Origin of the sequence: Amycolatopsis suaedae, from assembly GCF_004214935.1 — a bacterium.
Taxonomy (GTDB): Bacteria; Actinomycetota; Actinomycetes; order Mycobacteriales; family Pseudonocardiaceae; genus Amycolatopsis; species Amycolatopsis suaedae.
Genome location: NZ_SFCC01000001.1, coordinates 212988 through 226488, shown reverse-complemented (window position 1 = coordinate 226488; position 13501 = coordinate 212988). Strand labels below are relative to the sequence as shown.

10 protein-coding genes are annotated in these 13501 nt (G+C 72.7%); 3 read left to right on the top strand and 7 right to left on the bottom strand.

Annotation, left to right across the window (positions count from 1 at the left end; all coding sequences use genetic code 11):
* Window positions 1-5 precede the first annotated feature (5 nt).
* Entirely contained in the window at window positions 6-722 is a 717-nt protein-coding gene (locus EWH70_RS01085) for an alpha/beta hydrolase (RefSeq protein ID WP_240686721.1), read from the bottom strand.
* A gap of 74 nt (window positions 723-796) precedes the next feature.
* Between EWH70_RS01085 and EWH70_RS01080 the strand changes: the two genes are divergently transcribed.
* Both EWH70_RS01080 and EWH70_RS01075 read left to right on the top strand, forming a co-directional pair.
* On the top strand, window positions 797-1525 hold the full coding sequence (locus EWH70_RS01080; RefSeq protein WP_130473669.1) for a sugar isomerase domain-containing protein: 729 nt from the start codon (window positions 797-799) through the stop codon (window positions 1523-1525).
* Entirely contained in the window at window positions 1522-2658 is a 1137-nt protein-coding gene (locus tag EWH70_RS01075) for a serine hydrolase domain-containing protein (RefSeq protein ID WP_130473288.1), read from the top strand. Before EWH70_RS01080 ends, EWH70_RS01075 begins: the two co-directional genes overlap by 4 nt.
* Here EWH70_RS01075 and EWH70_RS01070 read toward each other — a convergent pair.
* Window positions 2655-4526, bottom strand: coding sequence for an ABC transporter ATP-binding protein (locus EWH70_RS01070; RefSeq protein WP_130473287.1), 1872 nt, complete (start codon window positions 4524-4526; stop codon window positions 2655-2657). The two genes, EWH70_RS01075 and EWH70_RS01070, sit on opposite strands and share 4 nt — an antisense overlap.
* Window positions 4527-4676: 150 nt before the next feature.
* Here EWH70_RS01070 and EWH70_RS01065 point away from each other — a divergent pair, with 150 nt between their 5' ends.
* Window positions 4677-5939 carry an MptA/MptB family glycosyltransferase gene (locus EWH70_RS01065; RefSeq protein WP_130473286.1) on the top strand — a complete coding sequence of 421 codons (1263 nt, stop codon included), beginning with the start codon at window positions 4677-4679 and terminating at the stop codon, window positions 5937-5939.
* On the opposite strand, the gene EWH70_RS01060 is transcribed toward EWH70_RS01065, so the two are convergent.
* The 5 genes from EWH70_RS01060 to EWH70_RS01040 form a co-directional block, all read right to left on the bottom strand.
* On the bottom strand, window positions 5926-6135 hold the full coding sequence (locus EWH70_RS01060; RefSeq protein ID WP_005437638.1) for a helix-turn-helix domain-containing protein: 210 nt from the start codon (window positions 6133-6135) through the stop codon (window positions 5926-5928). The genes EWH70_RS01065 and EWH70_RS01060 overlap by 14 nt on opposite strands.
* Before the next feature lie 240 nt (window positions 6136-6375).
* Complete coding sequence (locus tag EWH70_RS01055; RefSeq protein WP_130473285.1) at window positions 6376-8004, bottom strand: ABC-F family ATP-binding cassette domain-containing protein; 1629 nt, start codon at window positions 8002-8004, stop codon at window positions 6376-6378.
* Window positions 8005-8149: 145 nt separating this feature from the next.
* Window positions 8150-8818: an acVLRF1 family peptidyl-tRNA hydrolase gene (locus tag EWH70_RS01050; protein WP_130473284.1), complete on the bottom strand. Its 669-nt coding sequence runs from the start codon at window positions 8816-8818 to the stop codon at window positions 8150-8152.
* 15 nt (window positions 8819-8833) lie between these two features.
* Window positions 8834-11722, bottom strand: coding sequence for a S8 family serine peptidase (locus EWH70_RS01045; RefSeq protein WP_420809020.1), 2889 nt, complete (start codon window positions 11720-11722; stop codon window positions 8834-8836).
* A gap of 214 nt (window positions 11723-11936) precedes the next feature.
* Complete coding sequence (locus EWH70_RS01040; protein ID WP_130473283.1) at window positions 11937-13490, bottom strand: deoxyguanosinetriphosphate triphosphohydrolase family protein; 1554 nt, start codon at window positions 13488-13490, stop codon at window positions 11937-11939.
* Window positions 13491-13501 lie beyond the last annotated feature (11 nt).

Genomic DNA, 13501 nt, shown 5'->3' with positions numbered 1-13501 from the left:
CGGGGTCAGATCCGGATTCGCAACCGTTCTGCCTCCGGTTTACTCCACACTCCGCCGAGCGTGGCGTCGGTGGGCAGCGCCAGTGTCTCCAGTGTGAAAGCCCGGGCCAGCCGGGTCCACACGGAGGGCCTGCGCACCATGGAGTGTCCCTCGTCGGTGACCTCGAACCGGACAATCCCGGCGGCCAGGGCGGCGGCCCGCAGACAGAACGCGTGCGACTCGGCCGCGCTGGTGACGCGGTCCCTGGTGCCGTGCGCGACGAGCACCCTGCGGCCGGCGGCCGGCTCCACCGGTTCGCCTGCCGGGGTCCACGGCGCCAGCGCGCAGGCCCCGGTCACCGCCGGATCGTCGGCCACCCGCAACGCGACGCGGCCGCCGAGCGAGTGGCCCAGCAGCACGATCGGGACGTCCGGATGGTCCGCTCGCAGGCGTTCCAGCGCCCACCGGGTGTCCACAACCGGATCGAGCGCCGGCTCGTTCCAGCCACGCAGCCGGTTGCGCAGCAGGCCGACGGCCAGTCCGTGGCGGCCGCCCGCGCGGAACAGGTCCCGCGCGAACGGCACCATCCGCAGGTAGGCCAGCCGCCATGGCCGGACCCGCTCGGTGTCGTGCTCGGCGCCGCCGTGCAGGACCAGCGCGATCCCGGTGACCGCGCCCGGCGGCCTGCGCACGGACAGCACCGGGTGATCGGCCGGTGCCGCCACCATTCGGTCGTCGTTCATTCCCGCAGCCTCCCCGCAGCGTGGTGATCGTGGCAAGGTGGATTCGGATCACGAACCCGACCGGAAGGGGCACTGTGGTGCAGACCACTCGACTCGGCGGCCTGGCCACCGACGCGCTGGCGCGTGCGGAGGATCGCAACACCGACCGGATCGCCGAGACAGCACGGCTGGTGGTGGACTGCATCCGGGCCGACGCGCTGATCTACACCGCGGGCGCGGGCCACTCGCTGGCCGCCGTCGCGGAGACGTTCTACCGGGCGGGCGGGCTGGCGTGCGTGTACCCGCTGTACCACCCCGATCTGCTGCCGCTGCACGGCGCGCACAGCAGCACGCTGACCGAGCGCCGCTCGGGTCTGGCCGCCGAGGTGCTGGCCGGGCCCGCGCCGGGGCCGCAGGACCTGCTCGTGGTCTTCTCCACCTCCGGGGTCAACCCGTACCCGGTGGAGCTGGCCGCGACCGCACGCGCGGCCGGCACCCGGGTGGTGGCGGTGACGTCGGTCGACTCGGTCGCGGTGGCACCCCGCCGTGCGGGCAGCACCCTGGTCGAGGAGGCGTCGGTGGTGCTCGACTCCGGTATCCGCCCCGGCGACGCGAGCTACCCCGAGGACTCGCCCGTCACCGCACCGCTGTCCACTGTGGTCAACGCGTACCTGTGGAACCTGATCCTAGTGTCGACTCTTGACCTGGCTGCGTCGGAGAACGTGGAGGTTCCACTGTGGAAAAGTTCCAACGTGGACGGTGGCGACCAGGCCAACATCCGGCTGCGCGAGCGGTACCAGGAGCGCATCCCGGCCCTGCGGTGAACGGCCGGTGCGCGCCCGGTTTCGAACCGGTCCGGGAGGCGTTCGAGCGCAACTTCGCCGACCGCGGCGAGGTCGGCGCGGCGGTCGCCGTCACCGTCGGCGGTGAGCTGGTGGTCGACCTGTGGGCGGGCTGGGCCGACGCGGAGCGGACCGTGCCGTGGCGGGAGGACACGCTCACCAACGTCTGGTCGACCACCAAGGGCGTCGTGGCGATCGCCGCCCACCAGCTGGCCGACCGCGGCGAGCTGGACCTGGACGCGCCCGTCGCCCGCTACTGGCCCGAGTTCGCCGCCGAGGGCAAGGACGCCATCCCGGTGCGCTGGCTGCTCTCCCACCGCTCCGGTGTGGTCGGTATCGGGCTGGACCGCCCGGTCACCGTCGAGGAGCTCTACGACTGGGAGCACATCACCGGCCTGCTGGCCGCGCAGGCGCCGTTGTTCGCGCCGGGAACGGCCAGCGGCTACCACGCGCTGTCCTACGGTTTCCTCGTCGGCGAGGTGATCCGCCGGGTCAGCGGGCAGACCGCAGGCGAGTACCTGGCCGAGCACGTCGCCGGCCCGCTGGGCGCCGACTTCGTCCTCGGGCTCGGCGACGCCGACCTGCCGCGCTGCTCGTCGATGATCGAGCCGGTGCTCACCTCGGCTGCCGCGCAGGCACTGGCGACGGCGTTCGCCAACGCGGGCCCGGTGGCGCTCGCGGCGATGGCCAACCCGCGCGTGGAGGGCCACCACGCCAACGCCGACGACTGGCGGCGGGCGGAACTGCCCGCGCTCAACGGCCACGGCACCGCCCGTGCCGTGGCCACGATCTACGGGGCGCTGGCCGACGGGTCGCAGCGGCTGCTGTCCGACGCCGCGCTGGCCACCGCGCGGGCCGGCCAGGGTCGGGAGGTCGACGTGGTCGGCGGGCTGCCCAACGAGTGGGCGCTCGGGTTCTACCTCGGCAGCGAGGAACGCGGCTTCGGGCCCAACCCGCTGGCGTTCGGCCACGACGGCTTCGGCGGCTCCAGCGGCGGCGCCGACCCGGAGGCCGGCGTCGGCTTCGGCTACGTGATGAACCAGATGGGCCCGCTGCTGCGCGACGACCCGCGCAAGCTCGCGCTGGTCGCCGCGCTCTACAGCTGCCTCGGTTAGGCGGCCTCGGCCACCGGGCGGTCGAGGAACTGGGTGCGGTGCAGTTCGGCGTACCGGCCGTCCAGCGCGATCAGCTCGTCGTGGGTGCCGCGTTCGACGACGGTGCCGTCCTCGATCACCAGGATCAGGTCGGCTGCCCGCACGGTCGACAGCCGGTGCGCGATCACCAGCGACGTCCGGCCGGCCAGCGCGCTGGTCAGCGCCTCGCCCACCGCGGCCTCGGACGCGGTGTCCAGGTGCGCCGTCGCCTCGTCCAGCACGACGACCCTGGGCTGGGCCAGCAGGAGCCTGGCGATGGTCAGCCGCTGCCGCTCGCCGCCGGAGAGCCGGTAGCCGCGCTCGCCGACCATCGTGTCCAGCCCGTCCGGCAGGCTGCGCACCAGCTCGGCCAGCCGCGCCCGCTCCAGCGCGTCCCACAGCTCGTCCTCGGCGACGCCCGGCTTGGCGTAGGCGAGGTTGGCCCGGATCGTGTCGTGGAACAGGTGCCCGTCCTGGGTGACCACGCCGATGGTCTCGCGCAGCGACTCGAAGCTCAGCTCGCGCACGTCGACGCCGCCGACCCGCACCGCGCCCTCGTCCACGTCGTAGAGCCGGGGAAGCAGGCCTGCGATCGTCGACTTGCCGGCGCCCGACGACCCCACGAGCGCCACCATCTGCCCCGGTTCGGCGCGGAAGCTGATGCCGTGCAGCACTTCCTCGCCACCGCGATTGCCCACTGTGGCCACTTCCTCCAGGGAGGCCAGCGAGTAGCGGTCCGGCGAGGGGTAGCCGAAGCGGACGTCGTCGAACTCGACCGCGACCCCGCCCGCCGGTACCCGCTTCGGGTCGGCGGGCTCGGTGATCATCGGCTTGACGTCGAGCACCTCGAAGACCCGCTCGAACGACACCAGCGCGGTCATCACGTCGACCCGGACGTTGGCCAGCGCGGTCAGCGGGGCGTAGAGCTGGGTGAGCAGCAGGGCCAGCGCCACCACGGCGCCGGGGGCCAGCTCGCCGCGCAGCGCCAGCCAGCCGCCCAGGCCGTACACCAGCGCCTGCGCGAGCGCGGACACCAGCGTCAGGCTGGTCATGAACCAGCGGGTCAGCATCGCGGTCCGCACGCCGATGTCGCGGACCCGGCCCGCGCGCTCGCCGAACTCGTCGACCTCGGCCTTCGGCCGTCCGAACAGCTTGACCAGCGTCGCGCCCGGCGCGGAGAAGCGCTCGGTCATCTGCGTGGTCATCGACGCGTTCAGCCCGGCGGACTCACGCTGCAGGTCGGCCATGCGCCTGCCGATCCGGCGGGCGGGCAGCACGAACACCGGCAGCAGCACCAGCGCCAGCAACGTCACCTGCCAGGACAGCGCCATCATGACCACCAGCGACAGCGCCAGCTGGATCACGTTGGTGACCAGGCCGGACAGCGTCGCGGTGAACGTGCGCTGGGCGCCGATCACGTCGTTGTTCAGCCTGCTCACCAGCGCGCCGGTGCGGGTGCGGGTGAAGAACGCCACCGGCATCCGCTGCACGTGCTCGAACACCGCGCGGCGAAGGTCGAAGATGAGCCCTTCCCCGATGTGCGCGGACTGCCACCGCTCGACCAGGCCGATCCCGGCGTCCACCAGTGCGACCACGGCGATGAGCCCGGCCAGCCCGACCACCAGTCCGGCGTCCTGGCCCGCGAAGATCGCGTCCACCACCTTGCCGGCCAGCAGCGGCGTGCTCACCGCGAGGCCGGCGCCGATGACGGTCAGCACGACGAACCAGCTCAGCCGCCGCCAGTGCGGTCTGGCGAACCGGGCCACCCTGCGGACCGTGCCCTTGCGCAGGCCCTTCGGGGCCTCGTCCGCTCGCATCGCGGAATTCCACAACGACCAGACGTTGTCCATCCCCGATCCTCCCAGAAACTTCTATATTAGTTGAGCTTTTCTGCGGATATGTCCTGGCCAACGCCGGGTGCCACCTGGTTCTTCCCGATTCGGCGAGAAATCTTCCGATGTGCCCGAACCGTGCCGCGGCGGTCTCGATAACCTGCCCGCATGGTGCGTCTCGTCGCCGGTCTGCGGGCCCGGCCGCTGCTGGTCGACCTGCTGTTCTACCTGGGCTGCGCCGGGTACGCGCTGACGCTGGCGCTGACCAACGAGTTCTACGGGTTCCGGATCTGGGGCAACTTCGCACTCGCCGGATACGGGCTGGCGTTCCTGCACACGGCCTGGCGGCTGACCGGACTCGGCCAGGGCGCGCCGGCCTGGCTGCGGTCCCGCTGGTTCGGCATCGGCTCGGTGGCCGTGGTCGGCATGCTGGCTCCGCTGGTGATGCTGGTGGTGCGCAGGCTGACCGGCCGCGACTGGCTGATCACGCCGTGGTCGTGGAGCGCGCAGCCGGAGGTCTGGGTGATCGAGCGGTCGGCCCGGCTGCTGCTGGACACCGGCACGCCCTACACCGACATCGCGGCGCTGCCCCGGCCGCCCGAGGTGAACGACTACACGCCCTACGGCCCGCTGATGCCGGTGTTCGGCCTGCCGAGGGCATTGTTCGGCGGCACGCCGGTGACCGACGCGCTCACCGACGCCAGGCTGATGTTCGTGCTCACCGCGGTCGCGTGCGGCTGGGCCGCCCTGAGGCTGCTGCGGGTCCGGACCGTACCGGTCGGCGCGGCACAGCTGGCCGTCGTGTTCCCGCTGACGGCGCTGACCTTCGCCACCGCCGCGCCGGATCTGGCGATCCTCGGCCTGATCGTGCTGTCCGCGGCGCTGGCCGTCGCCGACCGGCCGCTCGCCGCGGCGGTCGTGGCCGCGCTGGTCGTCAACGCCAAGGCCACCGCGCTGCCGACGGCGATCGTCGTGGCCGTGGTGATCGCCGCGCGGCTGGGCGGGCCCGCGCTGGGCAGGTTCGTGCTCGCGTTCGCCGCGGTGACCGCCGCGGTCAACGTTCCGGTGGCACTGGTGAACCCCAGGGCGTTCGCCGAGCACGTGGTGTGGTTCCCGCTCGGCATGGGCCAGGTCGCCTCGCCTGCCGCGAGTCCGTTTCCCGGGCAGCTGCTCGCCGGCACCGGACCGGTCGGTCAGGCGCTCGTGTTCGTCCTGATCGGCGTGGCGGGGCTGGCCATCGGCTGGTGGGTGCTGCGGCACCCACCGACCACGGCCGCGGACGCGATGTGGCGGATGGCCGTCGGCATGGGGACGCTGATTCTGCTCACCCCGGCGAGCCGCTTCGGCTACCTGGTGTACCCGGCGGTGCTACTGGGCGCGTCGCTGGCCTTCACCGGCGCGCGACAGCGCGCGGACGCTACTTCTTCTTGACCCGCGTCGCGCCGCCACGGCCGCGCAGCTGAACGCCGGATTCGGAAAGCACCCTGTGGACGAATCCGTACGACCGTCCAGTCGACTCGGCGAGCGCACGAATGCTCGCGCCCTTCTCGTATTTCTTCTTCAGGTCAGCGGCCAGCTTGTCGCGCGTGTTTCCGGTGATCCGCGCGCCCTTCTTGAGGTCAGCCACGTCTCTCCGCCTTCCGCCTGAGAGTGCTTTGGGCCACATACGGCCCCCTGCCGCCGCAATGATCGAACACCGCAGCCCGGATTGCCAGACGACGGGCGAAAAACCTTCCGAAACCGCTATGACATTGGGCCATTCCAGTGTGTTTGTTCAACATCAACTAACAACACGATCACGAGATCAACTCGGGACGTATCCGCAGGACTAGTACACCCTCCGCACCCATTGACGGCAAAAAAGCCGTCACGCGAGTTGCACGAGATCCAGATAGTCCGCCGACCAGTGGTCCTCGGTGCCGTCGGGCAGCAGGATGACCCGCTCCGGCTCCAGCGCCTCGACCGCACCGGGGTCGTGGGTCACCAGGACGACGGCGCCGGTGTAGCTGCGCAGCGCGCTCAGCACCTGTTCCCGGCTGGCCGGGTCCAGGTTGTTGGTGGGCTCGTCGAGCAGCAGCACGTTGGCCGCGCTGGACACCAGGCCGGCCAGCGCCAGCCTGGTCTTCTCACCACCCGAGAGCGTGCCGGCCGTCTGGTCCAGCTGCTCGCCGCTGAACAGGAACGAGCCGAGCAGGTTCCGCAGCTCCTGCGCACCGGTGTCCGGCGCGAGGTGCCGGATGTTCTCCCACACCGTGGCGTCGTGGTCGAGCGTCTCGTGTTCCTGCGCGTAGTAACCCAGCCGCAGCCCGTGCCCGGCCTCCACCGCGCCGGTGTCGGCGGTCTCCATGCCGCCCAGCAGGCGCAGCAGCGTGGTCTTGCCCGCGCCGTTGAGCCCGAGCACGACGACCTTCGACCCGCGGTCGATGGCGAGGTCGACGCCGGTGAAGATCTCCAGCGAGCCGTAGGACTTGGACAGTCCCTCGGCGGTCAGCGGGGTCCGGCCGCAGGGGGCGGGCGCGGGGAACTTGATGTGCGCGACCTTGTCGGCCTGCCGCGTCTCGTCGAGGTTGGCCAGCATCTGCTCGGCCCGCCGCGCCATGTTCTTCGCCGCGACGGCCTTGGTCGCCTTCGCGCCGAGCTTGGCCGCCTGCTGCTGCAGCGCGGCGGCCTTCTTCTCCGCGTTGGCCCGCTCGCGGCGCCTGCGCTTCTCGTCGGTGGCCCGCGCTTCCTGATACCGCTTCCAGGTCATGTTGTAGTGGTCCAGCTCGCCCCGCGTGGCGTCGAGGAACCACACCTTGTTGACCACCTCGGCCAGCAGCTCGACGTCGTGGCTGATCACCACGAGCCCGCCCTCGTGGGCCTTGAGGAAGCCGCGCAGCCAGGTGATCGAGTCGGCGTCGAGGTGGTTGGTCGGCTCGTCCAGCAGCAGGATCGTGTCGGACTTGCCGCCTGCGCCCGCCTCGGACGCGGCGAACAGGATCCGCGCCAGCTCGACGCGGCGCCGCTGGCCGCCGGACAGCGTGCCCAGCGTCTGCGCCAGCACCCGGTCGGGCAGGCCGAGGTTGGAACAGATCCGCGCCGCCTCGCTCTCCGCGGCGTACCCGCCGAGCGCGGCGAACCGCTCCTCCAGCCTGCCGTAGCGGCGCACGGCACGGTCCCGCTCGGTGTCGTCGACCAGCTCCGACATCGCCGACTGGGCCTTCTCCATGTCGCGCAGCAACGTGTCGAGTCCGCGCGCGGACAGCACGCGGTCCTTCGCGGTGACCGACAGGTCGCCCTCACGCGGGTCCTGCGGCAGGTAGCCGAGTTCGCCGCCGTGCCGGACCTCGCCCGCGTAGGGCTCGCCTTCCCCGGCGAGCACCTTCAGGGTCGTGGTCTTGCCGGCGCCGTTGCGCCCGACGAGGCCGATGCGGTCGCCGGACTGGATACGCAGCGCGGTGTCGGCGAGCAGGATGCGCGAGCCGGCGCGCAGCTCGAGGCCGGTGGCCGTGATCAAGGGAAACTCCTGGACTACAGGGGTGGACGGGAAGCACGGGATCGCCCGCGGTGTCGGCACGCGGGCGCGGCGCTACTCCAGCTGAATGTCCACGTTCCCCAGGATACGGGCCGGTGTCCACCGATTTTCCCCGGCGTGGGCGGGCTCACCCGTCGCGGACGGTGATCTCCACCGCGAACGCCCGCTCGGCGGCGTCGTCGAGCACGGTGCGCCGCGGCTCGGGGATGTCGAGCACCCGGGACACGGCCAGCGCGAACACCGGCTCCAGCCGGCGGTCCGCCCGCAGTTCGTCCAGCGCCCTGCGGTCCCCGCCGAGCACCACGGCGTCCAGTTCGGACAGTCGCGAACCCAGTACCGCCAAGGCGTCCTCGGCGGCGGCCCGCAGGGCCTGCCTCGCCTGCCCCTCGCGCCTGCGGGCGAACCGCTGCTGGGACCAGCCGCCGGCGGCGCTGCGGCCGTGCACGAGGCGCCGGTCGGTCCGCGACACCAGCACGGCACCGTCGCGGGCCAGGCCCACGCTGTGGCCGCCGAGGCGGACCAGCAGCAGGCCGACGGTGCGCGGCACACCGGCGTGCTCGATCAGCGGGCCGACCACCAGCCCGTCGTGCTCGCCGGTCCCGGCCAGCGGCGGGAACGGCACGGCCGCCGTCGCGGTCGTACCGTTCCCACCTGTCACCCGGACCGTCTCCGCCGCCAGGGTGGTGGCGGTGACCCCGTCGTTGCGGGTGGCGAAGCGGTCGAACCAGCCGGCCAGCCGGCGCGGGTCCACCTCGACGACCCGTCCGCCGCCCGCCGCCTGCCGTACCTTCGCCACCCGGTCACCGTAGAGCTAGAGCGGCCGCACCGGCCCGTTGCCCACCCCCGGCTGGACGAGGACAGGGCTGCGCGGGGCGGCCTGGTAGCCGTTGAGGTGCAGCGACACCGACCGGATGGAGCCGATGTCGCCGCCGGCCACGTCCTTCGCGGTGAACGTCCACGTCCCGTCCACCCGCTCCGCGGTCGCCAGCGGCGAGACCGGCGCGTACGTGCCGGTGTAGGGCGCGTCGCTCGCCCCGACGGTGCTGAACGCCCGTGCCGCGCCGTCGGCGAACACCACCTGGCACAGGTTGTTGCCACCGCCGCCGGACTCGGAGAACAGCGTGGCCGTGGCGCCACCCGGCGTGGTCAGCGTGCCGACCAGATCTCCCACGAACGAGTGGTTGATGCCCACCGTCGTGGAGTTCTGGTCGGTGCTGCACGTGGTGCCGTCGATGGACACGGACACCTTCCACGCCCGGCCCACCCCGGTCACCGGAATCCGCACGCTGGCGCCGACCTCGCTGTCGTCCGGGATCGCCACCGGTTCCCCCGCGTAGGCGAAGTGCTGGGTGACGTCGGACGGCCTGCCGACCGGCACCGGGAACTCCACCTCGGTCGGCGAGTGGGCACCGGCGAAGGTGACCCTGGCCCGCAGCACGACCGGCACGCCCGGCTCATGGGCGGGCGGGACGGTCAGCGTGAACTCGTTGACACCGGTCTGTTTCGGGCTGATCGTGCCGTAGAACTTCGACCGCGGCGCCACGGTCACCCCGGGCGTCGGGCTGGTCAGCAGCACGCTGGTGGACACCGCGGCACCGTCACCGCTGTTGGTCACCGGCAGCATGACCCTGGCCGTGTCGCCGGGATCGAGGTGGCCGCCGCCGTCGTTGGGGGTCACCATCGGGCGCTGGGCCGTGGCCACCGGCTGCGGGCTGGCACCGGTGTGGGCCAGCACCCGGTCGGCGAGGATCACGCCCGCGCCGCTGACCCCGTCGACGCCCGGTGCCTCGATGTCCTGCGCGGTGGCGATCAGTGCCTCCCGTACCTCCTTCGGGTGCATGCCCGGGTTGCCGGACAGCACGAGCCCGGCGATGGCCGCGGCGTGCGGTGCCGCCGCCGAGGTGCCGAAGAACGGGTTGAAGCCGGTGACGCTGGTGGCGGTGCCGTCGGCCGCGGTCAGGTCCGGCTTCTGCCGCACCTCTCCCCCGCTGGCCGACACGTTGCCCGGCGTGATCGCCGTTCCGTCGGCCTCGTAGAACATCCGGCGCGGGCCGTCGGACTCGAACCGCTCGACCTGGCTGCCCGGGCCGAACGAACCGGGGAACGGGCCGGCCGGGTTGGCCGGGTCGCCCGGCTCCAGCGGCCTGCCCAGTGGCGTGGCGGCCGGGGTGGCGGCGACACTGAACGCCTGCCGGGCGGCCGAATGGCCGACGGTGACACCGGGCGTGGTGTAGGCCTTCAGGCCGTCGGGCGAGTCGGAGAACCGGCCACGCAGCGCGGACAGCGACAGGTACCGGTTCTCGCCGGAGTACTTCACCACCGCCAGGCGCAGGCCGCTGCCGCCGCCCAGCGGAGTGTTGAGCCGCTCGTACGGGTCCTGGGTGCCGGTCTGGTTGGCCTGGCTGAACGCGACGACCCCGCCCGTGGCGTTGAACAGGTACAGGTCGTAGTCGTTGGCGGACCTGCCGAGCGGGTCCGACCAGTGCAGCGTCACCGGGACGTTCGCCGACGAGGCCGCCGAGACGGGCTGGAAGATCTGGGTGCCCGCGGCACCGGCGAAGTCGTGGGCGGCGCCGACGAACTTGCCGGCCTGCTGGCCGGAGTCGACGAAATCGCCCTCCCAGTGGCCCGAGGTGCCGTCGGTGGTGTTGCCCTCGTTGCCCGCCGAGGAGAAGTAGAGCGCGCCGTCGGCGGTCACCTCGTTCACGGCCTGGGCGATGATCCAGTCCTGGAACGGGCTTTCCTTGAAGTACAGGACGTCGTCGACGATCACGTCGCAGCCGGCGTCGAAGCGCAGCTTGCGGATGTTGTCGGCGAATCCCGCGTCGGAGCTGAACGCCGTGGCGAAGCCCAGCTCGGCGCCGGGCGCGACGTCGTGCAGGATCTCCAGCATCGCGGTGCCCTCGTTGCCGGTGCCCGCCTGCCCGGGCAGCACGTCGACGCGGGCGGGCAGCTCACCGCGCGCCTGCGAGGCGGCCAGCGAGCCGACGCCGTCGGACAGCGCGCAGATCTTCACCCCGGCGCCGGTGACGCCGTACTGCTGGCGTGCGGTGTCGGCGTTGTGGGCGCGGTCGCCCTGGCTGGTCACCGCACCGGCCCGCACGCGCATGGCCTGGCCGACCTCGGCGGCGACCGACGCCGCGTCGGCCTCCTTGTCCCGTGGCGTGTCGGAGGTGACCGGCGCGGCGGGTTCGTTGGCCTGCCGGGCGGTCATCGCGCCGCCGGCGGCCTCGACGGCGCGGACGTCGGACCGCTCGGCGAGCCGGGCCACGGCGTCCAGCGGCAGGGCGGCGCGGATGCTGCTCGCCTTGTGTGACACGACGCGGGCGGTGCCGCCGAGCTGGGCGAGCGCGGTCAGCAGGCCGTCGGTGACAGCGGTCGCCCGGATGTCGACCTCGACGGTGCCCTGCTGGGAAACCTTGGCCCCAGTGGAAAGCGCGCTCAGCGGAGTGCTCCGCAGCCCGCCCTCGCGCAGCCGCTTCTCGACGACCAGCCGGCTGTCCACCTTGGACTCGGCCGGGGTCTGCGAGCGCTTGAGCTGCTGCAGGGCGGCGATCTGGCTCAACATCGTGTCGGTGAGCTCGCCCGGTGCGGGCTGCTCGGCCGTCGCGGGTGCCGCGAGCCCCACGGCGGTGACGAGGCAGGTGAGCGCGGCGAGTACCGCCTGCGGTCTCCTGCGGGTGAGGGACGTTCGACGCACGTGCGCCTCCGATTCCTAGGCGCGTGCCCCGACTCACGCAGACCGATGCCGGTGATCACCGGCTGAGTCAGCGTAAGTACCCACAGTGGCGACAGGCAGCACCCGTTGGAGTGACACTCACACGACGGTGGCGACGAAGCTCGTGAAGGCCACCTTCACCACGTCACACGTAATGAAGGTGGCCTTCACGTGCTGTGGCCGGGACGGGAGCCCGTCAGAGGACGAACGAGTCCGACCAGGGCTGTGCGGCGCGGCCGGACAGGGCGTCCAGCAGCGTCACCGCCTGCTTGTCGGTGAGCGAGGCGACGAAGTCCACCACCGCCCTGCCGCGGGCCAGGCCGTACAGCTCGTCGCGTCCGGTCACCGGCTCACCGGCCGGCCCGACCAGCAGCTCGGGCGCCGACCGGGCCAGCGCCGTGTACTCCCCGTGCGCCAGCTCGACCAGGTCGTGCAGCCGCCGCGGCAGGCGGGACGCCTCCTCGCGGTCGCCCAGCCACGCGTCCAGCGCGTCGACCAGCGAGGACAGCAGGCTGGCCTGCCCGCGCTGGTGCAGCGCCAGGTCGGGCCGCAGCAGGACGAACCGCCGGTGCACGAACTTCAGCACCTGCACCTCGTGCCACTGGGCGGGTCGCAGCGTGACGTGACCGGAACGGGTCGACGGCGCCGCGGTCAGCGTGACGCCGTCCACCAGCCGCGCGGTCCACCTGGCGAAGAACGCCGCCGTGGCCCGCTCGGCCTCGATGGAGCCGTCGAACGGGCTGGCCAGCAGGTCGTCCACCAGCTCCGAACGCACCCGCGCGACGGCGTGCGCGAACGCGTCGTCGTCGACGATCCAGCCGTCCTTGGCGTGCAGGCGCCGCCGCAGCGCCTCCAGCGACCGGCCCGGCTGCCGCTGGTCGGCCGCCAGCTCCGCGGTGTCCAGCCCGGCCAGCTCGCCCAGCCGGTCCACCCACTGCCCCAGCTCCGCCGCCACCGACGCGTGCTGCAGCACGCCGATGCGGTGGAAGTCCTGCAGGTCGTGGATGGCGTAGGCGATGTCGTCCGCGGTGTCCATCACGGACGCCTCGACCGTCTGCTGCCACGGCTCGATCCGCTCGGCGAACGGCGCCCGTGCCTGCTCGAAGTCGTCCAGTTCGGTGCAGTAGGCGGAGAACTTGCTCGACCCGGTGCCGACGGCGTCGGCGGGCTCGGCCGCGCCCCGGGGCGGGATGCGCATCGTCGACGGGTGCGGCGAGGGCCGGTGCCGCCGCGCCCACGGGTACTTCAGCACGGCCGCGCGCACGGCCGCGGTCAGGTCGAGGCCCACCGCGGACGGTCCGCGCACGTCGGTGGTGGTGATGATGCGGAAGGTCTGCGCGTTGCCCTCGAAGCCGTCGGTCAGGCCGTAACGGTGGCGGGCGATGCGGTCCAGCACCCGCTCCCCCAGGTGCCCGAACGGCGGATGGCCCAGATCGTGGGCCAGCGCCGCCGCCTCGGCGACGTCCGGGTCGCAGCCGCCCAGCTTGGCCGCCAGCTGCGCGGTGTCCACCCCGGTCCCGAGCCGCTCGGCGATCGCCCTGGCGACCTGCGCGACCTTCAGGCTGTGCGTGAGCCGGTTGTGCAGCAGACCCGACCCGGACGCGCTGACCACCTGCGTGACCCCGCCGAGCCGGGCGAAGAACGGTGAGGCCGCGATGCGGTCCCGGTCGATCCGGAACGGGGTGGTGGCCAGCTCCGCGTCCGCCGCGACGCCGTCACGCCGCCAGGCCCGGGGATCGAGGTCGTTCATGGGCCCACCGT

Bases quoted from the DNA above. Each gene is read 5' to 3' on its own strand.
- EWH70_RS01085 (WP_240686721.1), bottom strand. From the start codon at position 722: ATGAACGACGACCGAATGGTGGCGGCACCGGCCGATCACCCGGTGCTG.
- EWH70_RS01070 (WP_130473287.1), bottom strand. From the start codon at position 4,526: ATGGACAACGTCTGGTCGTTGTGGAATTCCGCGATGCGAGCGGACGAG.
- EWH70_RS01065 (WP_130473286.1), top strand. From the start codon at position 4,677: ATGGTGCGTCTCGTCGCCGGTCTGCGGGCCCGGCCGCTGCTGGTCGAC.
- EWH70_RS01040 (WP_130473283.1), bottom strand. From the start codon at position 13,490: ATGAACGACCTCGATCCCCGGGCCTGGCGGCGTGACGGCGTCGCGGCG.